This window comes from Paracoccus isoporae (assembly GCF_900101865.1).
In the GTDB taxonomy this organism is placed as follows: Bacteria; Pseudomonadota; Alphaproteobacteria; order Rhodobacterales; family Rhodobacteraceae; genus Paracoccus; species Paracoccus isoporae.
This window is the reverse complement of record NZ_FNAH01000002.1, coordinates 527120-545090: the sequence shown is the minus strand read 5'-3', so window position 1 is coordinate 545090 and position 17971 is coordinate 527120. Positions and strand designations below refer to the sequence as shown.

General features: G+C 68.1%; 18 protein-coding genes. 12 read left to right on the top strand and 6 right to left on the bottom strand.

From position 1 onward, the window contains the following. Positions 1-41: 41 nt before the first annotated feature. Both BLT73_RS06170 and BLT73_RS06165 read left to right on the top strand, forming a co-directional pair. Entirely contained in the window at positions 42-1163 is a 1122-nt protein-coding gene (locus tag BLT73_RS06170) for a Ppx/GppA phosphatase family protein (RefSeq protein ID WP_090521793.1), read from the top strand. Beyond that, the gene (locus BLT73_RS06165; protein ID WP_090521791.1) at positions 1163-1933 is read left to right on the top strand and encodes an RlmE family RNA methyltransferase; all 771 of its coding nucleotides are present in this window, start codon (positions 1163-1165) and stop codon (positions 1931-1933) included. Before BLT73_RS06170 ends, BLT73_RS06165 begins: the two co-directional genes overlap by 1 nt. Positions 1934-2530: 597 nt before the next feature. Here the strand turns inward: BLT73_RS06165 and miaA are convergent. Next, the gene (miaA, locus tag BLT73_RS06160) at positions 2531-3421 is read right to left on the bottom strand and encodes a tRNA (adenosine(37)-N6)-dimethylallyltransferase MiaA (RefSeq protein ID WP_090521951.1); all 891 of its coding nucleotides are present in this window, start codon (positions 3419-3421) and stop codon (positions 2531-2533) included. Positions 3422-3502: 81 nt separating this feature from the next. On the opposite strand from miaA, the gene pyrH reads away from it, so the two are divergent. Continuing rightward, positions 3503-4270: a UMP kinase gene (gene pyrH / locus BLT73_RS06155; RefSeq protein ID WP_090521788.1), complete on the top strand. Its 768-nt coding sequence runs from the start codon at positions 3503-3505 to the stop codon at positions 4268-4270. On the opposite strand, the gene BLT73_RS06150 is transcribed toward pyrH, so the two are convergent. From BLT73_RS06150 to BLT73_RS06140, 3 genes are all read right to left on the bottom strand, one after another. Continuing rightward, positions 4227-5597, bottom strand: coding sequence for a cytochrome P450 (locus BLT73_RS06150; protein ID WP_245727132.1), 1371 nt, complete (start codon positions 5595-5597; stop codon positions 4227-4229). The genes pyrH and BLT73_RS06150 overlap by 44 nt on opposite strands. A gap of 92 nt (positions 5598-5689) precedes the next feature. Then, positions 5690-6859 (bottom strand): alpha/beta hydrolase, encoded by a 1170-nt coding sequence (locus BLT73_RS06145; protein ID WP_090521786.1) that lies wholly within the window; start codon positions 6857-6859, stop codon positions 5690-5692. Beyond that, positions 6859-7572: a DUF599 domain-containing protein gene (locus BLT73_RS06140; RefSeq protein WP_090521784.1), complete on the bottom strand. Its 714-nt coding sequence runs from the start codon at positions 7570-7572 to the stop codon at positions 6859-6861. Before BLT73_RS06140 ends, BLT73_RS06145 begins: the two co-directional genes overlap by 1 nt. 177 nt (positions 7573-7749) lie before the next feature. Here BLT73_RS06140 and BLT73_RS06135 point away from each other — a divergent pair, with 177 nt between their 5' ends. The 6 genes from BLT73_RS06135 (at position 7750) to gluQRS (ending at position 14972) form a co-directional block, all read left to right on the top strand. After that, on the top strand, positions 7750-9204 hold the full coding sequence (locus BLT73_RS06135; protein WP_090521782.1) for an FAD-linked oxidase C-terminal domain-containing protein: 1455 nt from the start codon (positions 7750-7752) through the stop codon (positions 9202-9204). Continuing rightward, the gene (locus tag BLT73_RS06130) at positions 9194-10231 is read left to right on the top strand and encodes an FAD-binding protein (RefSeq protein WP_090521780.1); all 1038 of its coding nucleotides are present in this window, start codon (positions 9194-9196) and stop codon (positions 10229-10231) included. The genes BLT73_RS06135 and BLT73_RS06130 overlap by 11 nt, the downstream gene beginning before the upstream one ends. Continuing rightward, positions 10228-11526, top strand: coding sequence for a glycolate oxidase subunit GlcF (glcF, locus tag BLT73_RS06125; RefSeq protein ID WP_090521778.1), 1299 nt, complete (start codon positions 10228-10230; stop codon positions 11524-11526). Before BLT73_RS06130 ends, glcF begins: the two co-directional genes overlap by 4 nt. 360 nt (positions 11527-11886) lie before the next feature. Further along, positions 11887-12345: an Hsp20 family protein gene (locus tag BLT73_RS06120; RefSeq protein WP_090521947.1), complete on the top strand. Its 459-nt coding sequence runs from the start codon at positions 11887-11889 to the stop codon at positions 12343-12345. 468 nt (positions 12346-12813) lie between these two features. Beyond that, complete coding sequence (trmFO, locus tag BLT73_RS06115; RefSeq protein ID WP_090521776.1) at positions 12814-14148, top strand: methylenetetrahydrofolate--tRNA-(uracil(54)-C(5))-methyltransferase (FADH(2)-oxidizing) TrmFO; 1335 nt, start codon at positions 12814-12816, stop codon at positions 14146-14148. Continuing rightward, the gene (gene gluQRS, locus BLT73_RS06110) at positions 14130-14972 is read left to right on the top strand and encodes a tRNA glutamyl-Q(34) synthetase GluQRS (protein WP_090521774.1); all 843 of its coding nucleotides are present in this window, start codon (positions 14130-14132) and stop codon (positions 14970-14972) included. Before trmFO ends, gluQRS begins: the two co-directional genes overlap by 19 nt. A gap of 329 nt (positions 14973-15301) precedes the next feature. Here the strand turns inward: gluQRS and hisI are convergent, their stop codons facing one another. After that, positions 15302-15661 carry a phosphoribosyl-AMP cyclohydrolase gene (hisI, locus tag BLT73_RS06105; protein WP_090521772.1) on the bottom strand — a complete coding sequence of 120 codons (360 nt, stop codon included), beginning with the start codon at positions 15659-15661 and terminating at the stop codon, positions 15302-15304. A 58-nt stretch (positions 15662-15719) separates the two neighbouring features. Here hisI and BLT73_RS06100 point away from each other — a divergent pair, with 58 nt between their 5' ends. After that, positions 15720-16181, top strand: coding sequence for an iron-sulfur cluster assembly scaffold protein (locus BLT73_RS06100; protein ID WP_090521770.1), 462 nt, complete (start codon positions 15720-15722; stop codon positions 16179-16181). After that, positions 16174-16527, top strand: coding sequence for a cupin domain-containing protein (locus BLT73_RS06095; RefSeq protein ID WP_090521768.1), 354 nt, complete (start codon positions 16174-16176; stop codon positions 16525-16527). Before BLT73_RS06100 ends, BLT73_RS06095 begins: the two co-directional genes overlap by 8 nt. 61 nt (positions 16528-16588) lie before the next feature. Here BLT73_RS06095 and BLT73_RS06090 read toward each other — a convergent pair whose 3' ends face one another. Then, on the bottom strand, positions 16589-17257 hold the full coding sequence (locus BLT73_RS06090) for a 50S ribosomal protein L25/general stress protein Ctc (RefSeq protein ID WP_090521766.1): 669 nt from the start codon (positions 17255-17257) through the stop codon (positions 16589-16591). A gap of 166 nt (positions 17258-17423) precedes the next feature. On the opposite strand from BLT73_RS06090, the gene BLT73_RS06085 reads away from it, so the two are divergent. Continuing rightward, positions 17424-17939 carry a DinB family protein gene (locus BLT73_RS06085; protein WP_090521763.1) on the top strand — a complete coding sequence of 172 codons (516 nt, stop codon included), beginning with the start codon at positions 17424-17426 and terminating at the stop codon, positions 17937-17939. The last annotated feature ends 32 nt before the right edge of the window (positions 17940-17971 follow it).

The window sequence follows — 17971 nt, the reverse complement described above, 5'->3', positions numbered from 1 at the left end:
CCCGCTACCTTGAGGATAACTTGATATCGGAGGGCGTGACCATGGCGCCCAGGCGTCCTGCGGGTGCGGACGCGTTCCCGAAACAATCGGTTGAGCCGTCAGGCACCCGCCAGTCCGAATCCGGGCCGCTTTATGCCGCTTTGGATTTGGGAACAAATAGTTGTAGGATGCTGATCGCCCGTCCGACGGGCAGTCAGTTCCAGGTTGTCGACAGCTTCTCCAAGCCGGTGCAGCTCGGTCACGGGCTCGAGGCATCGGGGCGGCTGTCGCGCGCGTCGATGTCGCGGACCGTGCATGCGCTGCAGGTCTGCCGGCGCAAGCTGGATCAGCACAAGGTGCGCAACATGCGGCTGGTGGCGACCGAAGCCTGCCGCCGGGCGCGCAACAGCCGCGACTTCATGCGGCTGATCCGGCGCGAGACCGGCCTGCCGATCGAGGTGATTGGGGCCGAGGAGGAGGCGCGGCTGGCCGTGATCTCCTGCGCGCCTCTGGTCAATCAGCGCACCGAGCAGCTTCTGGTGGTCGATATCGGCGGCGGCTCGACCGAGCTGGTCTGGATCGATCTGGGCGAGGTGGAGCCGCGCGAACGCTCCCGCGCCATCATGAAACTCGGCAGCAGCTTCAAGCCGTCGCAATCCGGCGGCGCGCGGGTGGTGGACTGGATCAGCGTGCCGCTCGGCGTGGCGACGCTGCGCGACCAGTTTTCGGACGTCACCGACGATCCCGGCCGCTTCGCGCTGATGAGCTGGTATTTCGAGGAGATGCTGGCCGATTTCGCCCCTTATGCGCAGGGCGCGCCGGAACGCGGCTTCCAGATCATCGGCACCTCGGGGACGGTGACGACGGTGGCGGCCAGCCATCTCGGGCTGAAGCGCTATGACCGGACCAAGGTGGACGGGCTGACCATGACCTCGGCCCAGATCGATGCGGTGATCCGCAACTACCTGTCGCTCGGCCCCGAAGGCCGCCGCGCCGATCCCCGGATCGGGCGAGAGCGTCACGCGCTCATCATGTCCGGCGCGGCGATCCTGCAGACATTGATGCGGATCTGGCCGACGCGGCGGCTCTCGGTCGCGGATCGCGGGCTGCGCGAGGGGCTGCTCTATGCCCAGATGGTGCGCGACGGCGCCATCACCGATGACGAACTGAACGGAGTGGCCTGATGGCGAAGAAGCCCGGCGGGGTGAAGGGTCCGCGCGAACGCAAATCCTCGGGGCGGGGGCAGCGCGATCTGCGGGTGCGGGTGAAATCCGCCAAGGGCCGCAAGCTCAGCTCGACGCTCTGGCTGGAGCGGCAGTTGAACGACCCCTACGTGCAGCGCGCCAAGCGCGAGGGCTATCGCGGCCGCGCCGCCTACAAGATCCTGGAGCTGGACGATAAATACCGCTTTCTCGTGCCCGGCGCCCGCGTGGTCGATCTGGGCTGCGCGCCGGGCGGCTGGTGCCAGGTGGCGGTGCCGCGCATCAACGCGTTAGGCGAGAAACAGGGCAAGGCGCAGGGCCGCATCATTGGCGTCGATCTGCAAGAGGTCGATCCGATCCCCGGCGCCGAGATCCATGTGCTCGACTTCCTCGAAGACGGCGCCGACGACAAGGTCAAGGCCTGGCTGGGGGGTGAGGCCGATGTGGTCATGTCCGACATGGCCGCCTCCTCCTCGGGCCACAAAGGCACCGACCATCTGCGCATCGTGGCCTTGGTCGAGGCGGCGGCACAGCTGGCCTTCGACGTGCTCTCGCCGGGCGGAACCTTCGTGGCCAAGGTCCTGGCGGGCGGGGCGGAGCAGTCTTTGCAGACCATGCTCAAGCAGAATTTCGACAAGGTGGCGAATGTGAAACCGCCCGCCTCGCGCTCGGATTCGTCGGAGAAATTCGTTGTGGCGCAGGGGTTCAAAGGCAATCGCGACGGGTTCATGCCGCAGGACGCCGAGGAATAACCGCCCGCCACACCCCGCAACCCGCATCGCCGCAGCACCCGGCCCGGAACAAGGGGCGCAGCCCCGCCGGGCCAGCGTCCGACCGCCCCCAAGGGCGGCCACTTCGGCGCCGGTCCGCGCCGAACATCCGTGCAGCGGGGATGCGCCATTAAGTGCAACGCGGCGCGGCCGCCAGTGTCCCCCCGCGGTCGGACGCTGCCCCACTGCCGTTCTTCGACAGGGAGGGAGAAGACGCGACAGTCTGTCCAGATTGACCCAAGACACGGCATCCTCATCAACACCGCCGCAGACCCGGCCCGGACTCAAGGGCGAAGCCCGCCGGGCCAGCGTCCGACCGCCCCCAAGGGCGGACGCTTCGGCGCCGATCCGCGCCGAACATCCGTCCGACGGGGATGCACGATAAAACACCATGCGGAGAACTCGGCAGCGTCCCCCCGCGGTCGAACGCTGTCCCTCTGCTGCTCTGCAACGGGCATACGCGGTGATGCGACAGCCGGTCTGAAGCGACCCAAGACACGCCACCCTAAAGAACATCCATCCAGCACTCGACCCGCGATCAAGCCGCGCCACCCCGCCATGCCGGACCGGCGCGCGCCCTCAACCCGCGGGGCCCACGCGCAGCTTCTCCCACCCCTTCATCCGGCTGCGGAACCAGATGCGCTGCGACTTAGCGTATTGCCGGGTCGCCACCACGGCGCGGTGCCTGGCCGTCTCGGCATCCAGCTCGCCGCGCAGATAGGCCGCGATCTCCGGCGCGCCAATGGCGCGGGTCCATTGCGCGCGCGCGTTCCAGCGGGGCAGCATCGCCTCGACCTCGGCCACGGCACCGACCTCCCACATCTGCCAGAAGCGCCGCTCGATCCGTCCGGCCAGCCAGTCGCGATCCGATTCCAGCACCAGGCATTGCGCCGCGCCGGCGGGGATCAGCGGCGGCGGCGAGTCCTTCTGCCAGTCCGAAAGCCCGCGCCCGGTCGCCTCCAGCACCTCCCAGGCGCGCTGCACGCGGGCGGGGTTGTTGGTGTCGATCTTCTCGCGCGTCGGCGCATCCAGCGCGGCCACCATCTCCGCCAGCCCGCCCGCCGCCAGCCAGTCATCGCCGCGCGCCCGGATCTCGGGCGGCACGGGCGGGATATGGGCCAGCCCCTCGGTCAGCGCCGACAGATACAGCCCCGTGCCGCCGGTCACGATCAGCCGCCCGCCGAGCCCAGCCACTTCGCGCAGCCAGTCCCCGACCGAATAGGGCTGGCCGGGCGCCACATGCCCGTACAGCGCGTGCGGCACGGCGGCCTCGGCGGCGGCATCGGGCCGCGCGGTCAGCACCCGCCAGCAGGACCAGATCTGCAACGCATCGGCATTCACCACCGTGCCGCCCTGCGCCGCGGCGATCGCCATCGCCAGGTCGGACTTGCCCGAGGCGGTCGGCCCGGCGATGATCACGTGGCGGCCGGGATCGATGCTCCGCAGCGCCTCTGCCGTGTCCAGCCCCATGCCCATCCTTTCGAGCAGTTGAATCCGAGTCCCTTTTGCGACATTTTGCGCCCCAGTTGAACCGCTGGAAGGGCCAAGGCGATGAGCGAGACGAATTCGAGAACCCCGACCAGCTATGATCGCGTCATGCTGAAGATCTCGGGCGAGGCGCTGATGGGCGATCAGGGCTTCGGGCTGCACCCGCCGACCATCGCGCGGATCGCCGACGAGGTCGAATCGGTCCACCGGCTGGGGGTCGAGGTCTGCATGGTCATCGGCGGCGGCAATATCTTCCGCGGGCTTCAGGGCAGCGCGCAGGGGATGGAGCGCACCACCGCCGATTACATGGGGATGCTGGCCACGGTGATGAACGCGCTCGCCATGCAATCCGCGCTGGAAGCCAAGGGCATCCACACCCGCGTCATCACCGCCATCCGCATGGACGAGGTGGCCGAGCCCTATATCCGCCGCCGCGCCGTGCGCCACCTGGAAAAGAAACGCGTCATCATCTTCGCCGCGGGCACCGGCAACCCCTATTTCACCACCGACACGGCGGCCACGCTGCGCGCCTCCGAGATGAATTGCGAGGCGATCTTCAAGGGCACCAAGGTCGATGGGGTCTATGACAAGGATCCCAAGAAATTCCCCGATGCGCGCCGCTATGACGAGGTCAGCTATGACGAGGCGCTGCAGAAGAACCTGGGCGTGATGGATGCCTCGGCGATTGCGCTTGCGCGCGACAACAAGCTGCCGATCATCGTGTTCTCGCTGGACGAGCCGGGCGGGTTCCGCGGCATCCTGGCGGGCGAGGGCACCTATACCCGCGTCATGGATCGCAGCGAGGTCCGGGATCGCGCGGTGAAAGCCTGACCCGGATGCCGTCGCGCCCGCGCAAGGTCAGACGGGCGACGGGGACCGGCGTCTCGGCGGTCGTCTCCAGCCGGTGCCGCGCGACGATCTGCGACAGGATCAGCACCCCTTCCAGCATGGCAAACCCCGCGCCGGGACAGGCCCGCGCCCCGGCACTGAACGGCAGATAGGCGCGGCGCGCACAGTCCTGGCCGTTTTCGCTGTCCCACCGCGCCGGATCGAACGCATCGGGCGCCGCCCACAGCCGTTCATGGCGGTGCAGATGCCAGGGCGACAGCACGATCTGCGCGCCTTTCGGCACGCGCCTTCCCCGGAACTGCTCCGCCCGCGCCGCCTCTCTGACGGTCATCGCCACCGGCGGATAGAGCCGCAGCGCCTCGCGGAACACCGCCCGGCTCAGCTTCAGGCCAGAGAGCGCGGCGAAATCCGGCTGCCCCGCGCCCAGCACCGCCCGCGCCTCGGCCGCGACGCGGTCCTGCCAGTCGGGATGGGCGGCCAGCAGCCACAGCGCCCAGGCGAGCGCCGAGGCGCTGGTTTCATGCCCGGCCAGGAAGAACGTCGCCACCTGATCGACCATTTCGGGGCGCGAGAAGCAGCGCCCGTCCTGCGGATCGGGCGTGGACATGATCTTCGTCGCCAGATCGTCCGGCGCGGTGCCCGCCGCGATCAGCGCCGCGCGCGCATCCACCAGCCGCGCGATCTGCCCCCGGATCTCGCGCGCCGAGTGCTGCGCCCGGCGCGAATGCAGACGCGGCACCCAGCGGGGCAGCGGGATCAGCGCCGCGGCGTTCAGCAATGGCTGCGCATCCTGGTGGGCGCGAAAGGCGGCAAAGATCCGCGCCGCCACCTCATCCTCGATCGGGATGGAGAACAGCGTGCGGAAGATCACATCCGCCGTGACATGCGAGGTGGCGGGCTCCAGGTCGATCACTCCGGACCCGTCCAGCCGCCGCGCCGCGTCCCGTCCCGCCGCCCAGACATGGGGCAGGATCTCGCGCAGCCGCCCGCCCTCGAAAGCCGGGTCGATGATGCGGCGCTGACGCCGCCACTCCGCCCCGTTGGTGATGAAGACCGACCGCCCCAGAAGCGGGCGCAGTCCCTCCTGCATCCGCGTGGCCTTCGGAAAATCGCCGGGGCGCTCGCGCAGCACCAGCGAGACCAGGTCGGGGTCGTTGCAGAAGAAACTGTGGATCGGCCCGGCGCGGTATTCCGCCATCCAGGCCCGGTAGAGCCGCGACGGCATGGCCGAGATCAGGTCGCGCCGGAACGCCCGGAAATAGTGCCACAGACCGGACCGGCTCTCCGTGGCGGCGGGCTTGGGCGGCAGGGGCGCGGTTCCGCCGGGGTGCGGCGCGGACCCGTTCGGGCCGGGCGCGGCCGGGCAGGGACCGGCACCGGGCGGGGGGTGGGGCCGCGCGCTCACGGATAGGACCAGCGATTGACCGGGCGGGCGATGCGGCCCGGCGAATGGGCGCGCCCCGCGAAACGCGCGACCAGGGGCAGCGGCCCGGCAGTGATCTGGAAATAGTCGTAATCTCCGGGCCGGTCGAAGGCGCAGAGATACTGGAAATGCAGCCGGAACCACCGCCAGCGCAGCGCGCGCTGCTTTTCGGGCGACAGCGTCCGGGTGAACGCCGCCGACAGGATCAGCGGCCCACCGCCGCCCGCAGGCGCACAGCCCGACACCGCCACCGGATCGCACAGCCCGAAGCTGCAGGCATCGCCCGGCGCGGTCACATCCACCCATGTCATGCCGCTTTCGGCCAGATCATGCAGATCCCGGCGCAACGCCTCTGCGCGGGGCAGGAAGGACGCCATCGGCACGACATGACCCAGGCTCAGCAGCGCGACCTTGGGCGGCAGCCGCCCCGCCCGCGCCAGCCGCGCCAGCATCGAGACCGCGACATAGGCGCCCGAGGAATGGCCGATCACCAGCACCTCGTCCCAGTCGCCCGCCGCGATCTCCGCCACCCGCGCGGCGAAGGCGTCGATGCGCCGGTCGAGCGCGGCCGGATAGGCGCCGCCCTGCTGGGCGGTAAAGGCGTAATCATGCATCAGGTAATAGGCAAAGATCCGGCCATCCAGCCGCCGGAACTGGCGCAGCCCCAGCACGAACACCGCCACCGCCACGGGCAGGCCCAGCCACCATCCCGCCACCATCGCCACCAGCCAGCCCAGCCCCCAGCCCGCGAGTGCGGAAAGCGCGGCCTCAACCAGCAGCACGAGGATCGGATAGAGTGCCGCGATCACCGGCCCGCGCCTGAGCCGCATCAGCCGCCACAGCGCGCCCGAGCCGATATAGGCCCAGGCGGTGCGGATCAGTTGCAGATAGGTGGCCCCGATGGACTGGCCCATCGAGCCTGCGACGATATCGGACCAGACCAGCACCTCGAACTCCGCCGTGCTGCGCTCTCCCGCGATCTCGGTCTCCGCCCCCCAGCCGAAACCGGTCCGGTCGTCCCGCGCCCCGATGCGCAGACCGTAGCCCGAAATCCGCGCCTGCGCCGCCCCCTCGCGCCGGTACAGCTCGCGATAGCGGCGCGGCGGAATCGGGTCATAGCCCGGCACATAGACCACGCGCCGTCGCATCACCCGCGCCCGGTCGGCGGCAGGTCGCGCAGCATCACGTTGCGCGAATGCGAGGCGAATTCGCGCCGCCAGGTCAGCGCCAGCACCACCGAGGTCGTCACCGCCAGCCCGGCCGGCCCGATCAGCCAGCCAAGGGCGGCGAGCGCGAAATAGACATTGCGCAGCCCGATATTGAAGCTTCTGGCGGCGGTGACGTTGATCTCGCCCGCCTGATGGGCGCGGGGCAGGGCCAGCGGATCGTCGATGTCATTCGGCACCGAGGCCATCATGATCGCGCAATAGCCGAACAGCCGGTGCGACCAGATGAATTTCAACAGCGCATTGGCGACGAAGAACAGCGCCGTCAGCACCTTGATCTGCCACAGAACGGTGGGGGCCGCGCCCAGTTCCAGCTCTCCGGCCACTTGCCGCAGCCGTTCGGGATTGCCGATCAGCGCCATGCCGCCGCCAATCGCGATCATGCAGGCCGAGGCGAAGAAGGTCGTGCCCTCGCGCAGCGTGGCAAGGATGGCGCTGTCGAATATGCGCGGGTCGCGGGTGATGAATTGCCGCATCCATTCATGGCGGTAATTGACCATCAGCACGCTGACCGACGGGCGGCCTGCGGGCGGATGCTCGATCAGCCAGCCGATTCCCAGCCATGCCGCGAACAGCCAGCACAGCGCGGCAATATCGGACGGGCTGAGCACCCAGACATGGTCAGGTATCGTCATAGGTTAAGTGATAGGCCGCAGCCGTCACGGTTGCCAGCCGCAATCAGGAAGATTACCTAATGACAACAGCAAGGGAGGACTGCATGACGCCCAAGCCACCCATCACGACACCACGCGCCGGCCCGGCGTGCCTGTCCGGCGCTGCCGGCGCGTCTGTCCGCAAGGCGGGGCGCTGACATGCAAATGCCGCATCCCGATGCCTCGATCCTCGCCCGCCGCGACGCCATCGCCGCGCGGCTTTCTGCCGCGCTCGCCGATCCCGCCGCGGTGATCACCGATCCGGCCCAGACCCGCGCCTATGAATGCGACGCGCTTTCGGCCTATCGCTGCCCGCCCCTGGCCGTGGTGCTGCCATCGACCACCGAGGAAGTCTCCGCCGTGCTGCGCATCTGCCAGGACGAGCGCGTCCCGGTCGTGCCGCGCGGCGCGGGCACCAGCCTCGCCGGCGGCTCCATGCCCACCGCCGATTCCGTGGTGATCGGGCTGTCGCGCATGAAGCAGGTGCTGGAAATCAGCCCCGAAGACCGGCTGATCCGCGTCCAGACCGGGCGCACAAACCTCTCCGTGACCGAAGCCGTGGCGGCGGAAGGCTTCTTCTACGCCCCCGATCCCTCCAGCCAGCTCGCCTGCGCCATTGGCGGCAATATCGCGATGAATTCCGGCGGCGCGCATTGTCTGAAATACGGCGTCACCACCAACAACCTGCTGGGCGCTACCGTGGTGCTGATGGATGGCAGCATCGTCGAACTCGGCGGCCCGATGGGCGAAGGCGCGGGGCTCGACCTGCTCGGCGTGATCTGCGGCGCCGAAGGCCAGCTCGGCATCGTCACCGAGGCCACGCTGCGGATCCTGCCCACGCCAGAGGGCGCGCGCCCCGTCCTCATCGCCTTCGACAGCGCCGAGACCGCCGGGGCCTGCGTCGCCGCCATCATCCGCTCCGGCATCCTGCCTGTCGCCATCGAATATATGGACCGCCCCTGCATCCATGCCACCGAGGATTTCTGCGGCGCGGGCTATCCCGATTGCGAGGCGCTGCTGATCGTCGAGGTCGAGGGTTCCGAGACCGAGATCACCGAACAGCTCCGCCTGATCCGCGAGATCGCAGAACGCTTCACCCCGCTGGAATTCCGCGAATCCGGCTCGGCAGAGGAATCCCGCCGCATCTGGCTGGGCCGCAAATCCGCCTTCGGCGCGATGGGCGTCATCAGCGACTATATGTGCCTCGACGGCACCATTCCGGTCAGCCAGCTGCCCCATGTGCTGCACCGGATCGGGGAATTGTCGGCCGAAGCCGGGCTGCGCGTCGCCAATGTCTTCCATGCCGGCGACGGTAACATGCACCCGCTGATCCTCTATGACGCCAATGCGCCGGGCGATCTGGAACGCTGCGAGGATCTGGGTGCCCGGATCCTGCGCCTCTGCGTCGAGGTGGGCGGCTGCCTGACCGGAGAACACGGCGTCGGCGTGGAAAAACGCGAATTGATGAGTGATCAATACGCCCCCGCCGATCTGGAGGCGCAGATGCGCGTCAAGGATGTGTTCGACCCGCATTGGCTGCTGAACCCGGCCAAGGTGTTCCCGCTGGCGGTCAGCGCCGCGCGGCGCGAGGATCGGGGGCAGGATGCGGCCTGACAGCGAAGACGAGCTCGCCGCGATGATCCACAGCGCCACCGGTCCCCTGTCCATCACCGGCGGGGCCACGAGGCTGCATCCGGGCGAGGGGCAGGGCGCCCGCATCGACATGCGCGGCCTCAGCGGCATCACGCTTTACGAACCCGAGGCGCTGACCCTTGTGGTCCGCGCCGGCACGACGCTGGCCGAGGTGCAGGCCGCACTCGCGGCGGAACAGCAGATGCTGGCCTTCGAACCCGACCCCCGCGACGGCTCGACCATCGGCGGCGTGGTCGCGGCCAATGCCTCCGGTCCCCGCCGGGTCTCCGCCGGGGCCTGCCGCGACGCGATGCTGGGCATCCGCATGGTCACCGGCGGCGGAGAGATCATCGCCAATGGCGGGCGGGTGATGAAGAACGTCACAGGTTACGATCTGGTCAAGCTGGCCGCAGGCTCGCGCGGCACGCTCGGCGCGATCACCGAAGTGGCGCTGAAAACCGCGCCCGTGCCCCCGGTCCGCGCCACGCTGCGGCTCTCGGGGCTGGACGATGCGGGCGCGATTGCCGCCATGACCACGGCGCTGACCGGCCCGTTCGACGTGACCGGGGCCGGGCGGCTGACCGATGGGACGGTGATCCTGCGGCTGGAAGGGCTGGCGGGCTCCGTCGAATACCGCGCCGAGCGCCTGCGCACAGCCCTCGGCCCGCAAGCGGGCATCGACACGGTCGAAGGCGATGCCGATTTCGCCGCGTTGCGCGATGACGGGGCGTGGAACGCGGCCGCGTTGTGGCGCATCGTGCTGCGCCCCTCTCAGGCCGCGCCGCTGCTCGCCCGGCTGCCCGGCGCGCATATCGTCGATTGGGGCGGTGCATTGATCCGGGCCGAGGCCCCGCCGGACTGGCGCCCCGATCTGCCGCCCGGCGCGCGCGCCCTCCGCGAACGCGGCGCGCCCGCCCTGCTGCCCGCACCCGATCCGGTGGTCGCGCGGCTCAACGCCGGGATCCGCGCCGGCTTCGACCCGCGCGGTCTGCTTCAGGTGGCGGCATGAGAACCGAATTCACCGCCGACCAATTGCAGGACCCCGGACTGGCCGAGGCCAACAAGATCCTGCGCGCCTGCGTGCATTGTGGTTTCTGCACAGCCACTTGCCCCACATTCCTCATCCGAGGCGATGAGCTCGACAGCCCCCGCGGCCGCATCTATCTGATGAAGGAGATGCTGGAATCCGGCCGCCCCGCCGATGAAAAGACCGTCACCCATATCGACCGCTGCCTGGGCTGTCTGGCCTGCATGACGACCTGCCCGTCCGGGGTGCATTACGCCCATCTGCTGGAGGTCGGCAAGAAACATATCGCAGAGACGTATCGCCGCCCGTGGCGCGACCGGGCGCTGCGCTGGATGCTGGCCCGCGTGCTGCCCCATCAGGGCCGGTTCCGGCTGGCCATGTTCGGCGCAAAGCTGGCCCGCCCCTTCCGCCGCCTGATGCCCGATGCAAGGCTGCGCGCCATGCTCGATATGGCCCCGCCATCGCTGCCGAAGCCCAGCCCGAATGACGATGCGCAGACCTTCGCGCCGACCACCGAGAAACGCGCCCGTGTGGCGCTGATGATCGGCTGCGCGCAGCGGGCGCTGAACACCGACATCAACGACGCCACGATCCGCCTGCTGCGCCGGGCGGGCTGCGAGGTGGTCATCCCGAAGGATTTCGGCTGCTGCGGTGCCATGACGCTGCATATGGGGCGCGAGGGTGACGGCCGCGCCTCGGCCCGTGCGGCCATCGCCAGCCTGATCGCGGCGGACCGGGCGGAACCGCTCGATGCGGTCATCATCAACACCTCGGGCTGCGGCACCACGATCAAGGATTACGGGCATCTCTTTGCAGGGGACGGGATCGAGGCCGACGCCACCCGCATCGCCGCGCTGGCGCAGGACGTGACAGAGTTCCTCGCCACCCACGGCCTGCCCGATGCGCCGGATGGGTCGCGGGCGCAACCTGCCCGCGTGGCCTATCACTCCGCCTGCTCGCTCCAGCATGGCCAGCAGATCAAGGCCGCGCCGCAAACCCTTTTGCGTCAGGCCGGGTTCGAGGTGGTCGAACCCGCCGACCCGCATCTCTGCTGCGGCTCGGCGGGCACATATAATATGCTGCAACCCGAACTCTCGGGCGAGCTGAAGCGCCGCAAGCTGGAAAATATCGCGGCCACCGCGCCGCAGATCATCGCGGCGGGCAATATCGGCTGCATGGTCCAGATCGGCTCGGGCACCGAGACCCCGGTGGTCCACACGGTCGAATTGCTCGACTGGGCGACGGGCGGCCCCAGACCTTCCGCCATCCCCGGCTGATCCGGCCGCGCCGCCCGTCCGGCCGACGCCGCAGCCCTCCGAGCCGACCAGATTCCGGCCGCTCTGCGCTCTGGCGGCGCGGCCGCGCGGCGCGCCAGTGCACGCCCGGTGTACATCCTGTGTACGCGCTGTGTACGGGTGTTGCGCGGCGATCTGACCCGCCCGATCCATAAGCGCGCGGCAGAGCGCCGCTTGCGTCACTTGTAAAATCGCGGAAGGCGTGCATTGCCGCCGCACAGGTCTTGAAACCCCGGAAATCCATCCCAGATTCCTGTCACGGGACGCCGAAACGGGTCTCGTTGCACGCCGCCCGGACCTCCGGGGGCACCACATAGACATCGCTTCGAAAGGATGTATGACATGCGTAGCTTTGATCGCGCACCGCTCTACCGCGCCACGGTCGGTTTCGACCGCATGGCCGATCTGATGGACCGCGCCCTGTCCGCCGACAGCGCCACCCAGTCCTATCCCCCCTACAATATCGAGAAGACCGGCGAGGATGCCTATCGCATCTCCATCGCCGTGGCAGGTTTCTCCGCCGAAGATCTGAACGTGGAACTCCGCGACGGCGCCGTCATCGTCTCCGCCCGGAAGGCCGAAGATGACGACAACCGGAATTTCCTGCATCGCGGCATCGCCACCCGCGCCTTCGAGCGCCGCTTTACCCTGGCCGAACATATCCGCGTCGAGGGCGCATCGCACCAGGACGGCATGCTGCATATCGACCTGATCCGCGAGGTGCCGGAGGCGCTGAAACCCCGCAAGATCGCGATTGATCGCAGCGCCGACGCCAAGCGCGTCGAGAAGCTGGATTCCTGATCGTTAACCGCGATTAATTTGTCAAAAGGCGCGGGGAAACCCGCGCCTTTCTTGCGTCAAAGAGAGTGCTGGCCTCGATGTTCCTGCAAGCGGTAGGGCAGTGTTCGGCCGCCGGGTGGACGCATCTGCCTCGGTGACAGTCACATTATCCCTCATCCCCGTTGAACAGATGTTCGGCGCGGATCGGCGCCCAAGCGTCCGCCCGAGGTGGCGGCCGGACGCTGCCCGGCGGGGCTGCGCCCCTTGGTTCCGGGCGGGCGCAGCGGCGATTTCGCCGGCACTGCCAGTCAGGTTGACAGCGAGCTGGACGAGAGAACAGCGTCAAAATGGCGACTCCGATACGCTGGGGTCTGATCGCATCGGCACCAACGTATAGACCCGGCACCCCCACACCGCCCATGTATCGTCGATACTTGCGTAGCCACTGCGATCTTGCGCCGCGCCCGCACAAGCATTAGCTCCCCGCCCATGGAACCCGTTCACATCATCGGCGCCGGTCTGGCCGGCTCGGAAGCCGCCTGGCAGATCAGCCGCGCGGGCGTCCCCGTCATCCTGCACGAGATGCGCCCGACCGTCGAAACCTTCGCCCACAAGACCGGCGATTTCGCGGAAATGGTCTGCTCGAACTCCTTCCGCTCGGATGACGATCAGAACAACGCCGTGGGTCAACTCCATTGGGAAATGCGGCAGGCGGGCGGGCTCATCATGGCCATGGCCGACCGGCACAAACTGCCCGCGGGCGGTGCGCTCGCCGTGGATCGTGACGCGTTCTCCGCCGACGTGACCGCCGCTCTGCGCGCCGAGCCGCTGATCACTGTCGAGACCGGAGAGATCACCGAACTGCCCGCCAATGGACGCTGGATCATCGCCACCGGCCCGCTGACCTCGGCCGCGCTCGGCGATGCGATCCGGGCCGAGACCGGGGCCGATGCGCTGGCATTCTTCGATGCCATCGCGCCTATCGTCTATGCCGACACGATCGACATGAACATCGCCTGGCGGCAATCGCGCTATGACAAGGGCGAGACCGAGGAGGAGCGAACCGCCTATATCAACTGCCCGATGACAAAGCCGGAATACGAGGCCTTCATCGACGCGCTGCTCTCCGCCGACAAGACCGAGTTTCACAACGGCGAAACGGCAGGCTATTTCGACGGCTGCCTGCCCATCGAGGTGATGACCGAACGCGGCCGCGAAACCCTGCGCCACGGCCCGATGAAACCGGTCGGTCTGACCAATGCCCACAAGCCGCAGGAAAAACCCTACGCGGTGGTGCAGTTGCGGCGGGATAACGCGCTTGGCACGCTCTACAACATCGTCGGCTTCCAGACCAAGATGAAATACGGCGCGCAAACCGATGTTTTCAGGATGATTCCAGGCCTCCAGAATGCCAGCTTTGCGCGGCTCGGCGGCATTCATCGGAACTCCTTCCTGAACTCGCCCACGCTCCTGGATGACCGGATGCGGCTGCGCGCGCGTCCGAATCTGCGCTTTGCCGGGCAGGTCACGGGGGTAGAGGGCTATGTTGAAAGTGCCGCGATGGGGCTCTTGGCCGGGCGCATGGCGGCGGCCGAGGCACGTGGCCGCGATCTGGCTCCGCCGCCGGGCACGACCGCCATGGGTGCTCTGATCCACCACATCACCGGCGGGGCCGAGGCCAAGACCTTCCAGCCGATGAACGTCAATTTCGGCCTGTTCCCGCCGGTTGAGGCCAAGGGCGGCAGGCGCGGCCGCAAGGATCGCTACCCGGCCTATACCAACCGCGCAAAGGAAGATTTCTCCGCATGGCTGGCGGGCGCGTGACGCGCACCCGCTTTGCGCCCTCGCCCACGGGGCTGCTGCATCTGGGTCATGCGTTTTCGGCGCTCGTCTCGGCGCAACGGGCCAGTCCCGGCCAATTCCTGCTGCGGATCGAGGATATCGACCGCGAACGCTGCAAGCCGGAATTCGAGGCAGCGATCTTGGAGGATCTGGCCTGGCTCGGCCTCGACTGGCGTCAGCCGGTGATGCGGCAATCCGACCGGATGGGGGTTTATCAGGACGCGCTCGCTTATCTGGGCGATCTGGGCGTGACCTATCCCTGTTCCTGCACCCGCGGCGATATCCGGGCGGCGCTGTCCGCCCCGCAGGAGGGCGCGCCCCTGCACGGGCCAGACGGGCTGATCTATCCCGGCACCTGCCGCGGGCGATCCATGCGCGATCTGCGCGAGGGCGACGCGATCCGGCTGGATGCGGGCCGCGCCTTCGACCTGATCCGCGACGACAGGCTGAGCTTTCGCGATGGGCGCGTGCATGTGCTGAGCCGGGACGGATTTCTGGCCGGGATCGGGGATGTGGTGCTGGCGCGGCGGGGGATGGGGACATCCTATCACCTCTCGGTCGTGCTGGACGATGCGGCGCAGGGGATCGATCTGGTGACGCGGGGGATGGATCTGTTCGAGGCGACCTGGATCCATGTGCTGCTGCAACGGCTGCTGGATCTGGAGACGCCGGATTACCACCATCACCGGCTGATCCGGGACGAGGACGGCGAGCGTCTGGCCAAGCGCGACGATGCGCGGAGCCTGCGGGAGCTGCGCGGGCAGGGGGTCGATCCTGCCGGAATCCGCGCGATGGTCGGGCTGTAGCGACGGCCGGGCAAGCCCGTGGAACCAGCCGGGAGTATAGGGACCGCCCGAAATTTAGCCCGGCCCGGAATCAAGGGCGCAGCCCGCCGGGCCAGCGGCCGACCGCCCCATGGGCGGCCGCTTCTTCGCCGGTCCGCGCCGAACACTCCTTCAGCGGGGATGCCCGATAAAGTGGGAGGCTCGAACGCCGACAGCGGCAGCCCGCGGTCGGCCGCTGGCCCTCTATCGGCGGTTGGCGGACCGCTGTGGCACCCCGGACAGGAGACCGAAATTGACCGCGGGCCACATGGACGCCGCTCCTGCGTCAGGGGCAAGGGGGCAGAATGCGCTTAACCGGCCACCGGTGCCATGATCTCGACCTCATCGCCGCCGCGCAGCGCCGTGTAAAAACAGCTCTGCCGGTTGGTGTGGCAGGCGGGGCCGGTCTGCTCCACCTGCACAAGCAGGCAATCGCGGTCGCAATCCACCCGCATCTCGACCAGCTTCTGCACATGGCCGGAGCTTTCACCCTTCACCCAGAAGGCCTGCCGCGAGCGCGACCAATAGGTGACACGCCCGCTCTCCAGCGTCCGCGCCACCGCCTCGGCATTCATCCAGGCCAGCATCAACACCTCGCCGCTTGCAGCATCCTGGGCGATGGCGGGAATCAGCCCGCTCGCGTCGAAGCGGAGCGTCTGGGGATCGAACATCGGGTTTCCTTTCAGCCTCTGCGTGCCTATCTAGACATTCAGCCCTGCGGAGAAAACCATGTCCGACGCCGAGATGATGCAGCTCTATTCCAAGCGTATTCTTGCGCTGGCGGCGGATATTCCGCATCTCGGCCCCATCGAGGGCGCGCAGGGCAGCGCCAAGACACGCTCGCCCCATTGCGGCTCGACCGTGACCGCGCATGTGCGCATGCAGGACGGGCGGATTGCGGATTTCGGGCAGGAGGTGCGGGCCTGCGCCCTCGGTCAGGCCTCGGCGGGGGTGCTTGGCCAGGCGGTGATGGGGGCCAGCCGTGCCGAGATCGCGGCGGGCGCCGAACAGTTGCTGGCGATGCTGAAACAGGGCGGCAAGGTGCCGGACGCCCCCTTTGACGGGCTGGAGGTGCTGATCCCGGCGCGGGATTATCCCAACCGTCATGCCTCGATCATGCTGTCATGGCAGGCCACGCTGGAGGCGATCGACGCGGCGGAGGCGGATCGGCAGACGGCCTCGCATGGCTGATCCGGTCAATCTCGCGGCCAAGCTGGCGCAGTTCGACGATCACTGGTCGCCGCGGACGGTGGCGGAGTTCAACGGCCACGACGTGATGGTCGTCAAGGTGCTGGGCGAATTCACCTGGCATTCGCATGACGACACGGATGATCTGTTTCTGGTGCTGGATGGGCAGATCGATATTGAAATGCCGGACCGCACGGTGACGCTCGGCAAGGGAGAGATGTTTGTCGTCCCGAAAGGGGTGGTGCATCGCCCGGTGGCGCGGCGGGAGGCGCAGCTTCTGCTGATCGAGCCTACGGGCACGCCGAATACCGGCGATCCGGCGACGGCGAAACCGCGCAAGACGATCTGACCCGCGCCATGAAAAAAGCGGCGCCGGGGCGCCGCTTTTCCGCGATACGGGACGGGGAAGATCACTCTTCCGCGTTGGCCTCCTCGGCTTCTTCGCCCTCGGCCTCGGGGGCTTCGGCATCCGCATCGGCCGCGCCTTCCTCGGCCTCTTCGGAGACGAGCGCCGACGGGGCGGCGAGATTGGCGATCACGAAGTTGCGGTCGGTGGTCGGCTTCGCACCGGCCGGCAGCTTCACATCCCCGATATGGATCGAATCGCCGATCTGGCGACCTTCCAGATCCACGACGATGCTTTCCGGGATGTCGCCTGCGGTCACCACCAGCTCGACTTCCGGGCGCACCGTAACCAGCGTGCCACCGCGCTTCAGGCCGGGGGCCTTGTCTTCGTTGATGAACTCGACATGGATGAACAGGTTCACCTTCGAGGTCCGGCGCAGGCGCATGAAGTCGATATGCGTCGGCAGGTCCTTGACCACGTCTTTCTGAACGCCGCGGCAGATGACGCGCACGTCGTCCTGGCCTTCGACTTTCATGTTCCACAGCGTGGACATGAAGCGACCGGCGCGCAGCTTGGTCAGAAGCTGGTTGAAGTCGAACTGGACGGCGAGCGGGTCCTTGCCGTCGCCATATACGATGCCGGGCACCTTGCCTTCACGGCGAGCTTTACGGGCGGCCCCCTTGCCTGTCCCCGTGCGTGCCTCGGCCACCAGATCAGGGATCTCTTTGGCCATGATATTTTCCTTTCAACATGAGCGGCTTCCTCCAAGGGTGAAGCCGAAGCCGGGCGCATAGCAGGGTTTGCCGGGCTTGGGAAGGGGCAAAGACGCGCGCGGCGCTTGTTTTGCCGGGCGCGGCGGGCGTAGGGTCAGCCGGGGACGACGCAAGGGGAGCGGCGCGATGATCGACACGGGCTATGCCATCCAGATGGCCAGATATAATCTCTGGCAGAATGACGGAATGCTGGATGCGGCGGGCGGGCTGGACCCGGCCGAGCGGCAGCGGGACCGGGGCGCGTTCTTCGGGTCGATCGAGCGGACCTTCTCGCATCTGTGGTGGGGCGACATGATGTGGTTCAGCCGGTTCTCCGACTGGCCGAAGCCCGAGGCGCCGATGTCCGGCTCGGCCGATCTGATCCGCGACTGGGACCGGTTTGCGATCGCGCGCCGCGAGCTCGACCGCCGCATCCTCGCTTGGGCGCGGGATCTGTCGGCGGACTGGCTTGGCGGCGATCTGAACTGGTGGTCGGCCAGCAACGGTCAGCATTTCCGCCAGCCGACATGGATCCTGGTCACGCATTTCTTCAACCACCAGACCCATCACCGCGGCCAGATCCACGCCATGCTGACCGCCGCCGGGGCGCAACATGCGCTGACCGATCTGGCCTTCATGCCCGCACCATATGACGCGATGTAAGCCGCCGACGAAAAAAGGGCGCCCCGCAAAGC

Coding starts and splice junctions, on each gene's coding strand:
- BLT73_RS06170 (WP_090521793.1), top strand. CDS start 42: ATGGCGCCCAGGCGTCCTGCGGGTGCGGACGCGTTCCCGAAACAATCG.
- BLT73_RS06165 (WP_090521791.1), top strand. CDS start 1,163: ATGGCGAAGAAGCCCGGCGGGGTGAAGGGTCCGCGCGAACGCAAATCC.
- miaA (WP_090521951.1), bottom strand. CDS start 3,421: ATGGGGCTGGACACGGCAGAGGCGCTGCGGAGCATCGATCCCGGCCGC.
- pyrH (WP_090521788.1), top strand. CDS start 3,503: ATGAGCGAGACGAATTCGAGAACCCCGACCAGCTATGATCGCGTCATG.
- BLT73_RS06145 (WP_090521786.1), bottom strand. CDS start 6,859: ATGCGACGGCGCGTGGTCTATGTGCCGGGCTATGACCCGATTCCGCCG.
- BLT73_RS06140 (WP_090521784.1), bottom strand. CDS start 7,572: ATGACGATACCTGACCATGTCTGGGTGCTCAGCCCGTCCGATATTGCC.
- BLT73_RS06135 (WP_090521782.1), top strand. CDS start 7,750: ATGCAAATGCCGCATCCCGATGCCTCGATCCTCGCCCGCCGCGACGCC.
- BLT73_RS06130 (WP_090521780.1), top strand. CDS start 9,194: ATGCGGCCTGACAGCGAAGACGAGCTCGCCGCGATGATCCACAGCGCC.
- glcF (WP_090521778.1), top strand. CDS start 10,228: ATGAGAACCGAATTCACCGCCGACCAATTGCAGGACCCCGGACTGGCC.
- BLT73_RS06120 (WP_090521947.1), top strand. CDS start 11,887: ATGCGTAGCTTTGATCGCGCACCGCTCTACCGCGCCACGGTCGGTTTC.
- trmFO (WP_090521776.1), top strand. CDS start 12,814: ATGGAACCCGTTCACATCATCGGCGCCGGTCTGGCCGGCTCGGAAGCC.
- gluQRS (WP_090521774.1), top strand. CDS start 14,130: ATGGCTGGCGGGCGCGTGACGCGCACCCGCTTTGCGCCCTCGCCCACG.
- hisI (WP_090521772.1), bottom strand. CDS start 15,661: ATGTTCGATCCCCAGACGCTCCGCTTCGACGCGAGCGGGCTGATTCCC.
- BLT73_RS06100 (WP_090521770.1), top strand. CDS start 15,720: ATGTCCGACGCCGAGATGATGCAGCTCTATTCCAAGCGTATTCTTGCG.
- BLT73_RS06095 (WP_090521768.1), top strand. CDS start 16,174: ATGGCTGATCCGGTCAATCTCGCGGCCAAGCTGGCGCAGTTCGACGAT.
- BLT73_RS06090 (WP_090521766.1), bottom strand. CDS start 17,257: ATGGCCAAAGAGATCCCTGATCTGGTGGCCGAGGCACGCACGGGGACA.
- BLT73_RS06085 (WP_090521763.1), top strand. CDS start 17,424: ATGATCGACACGGGCTATGCCATCCAGATGGCCAGATATAATCTCTGG.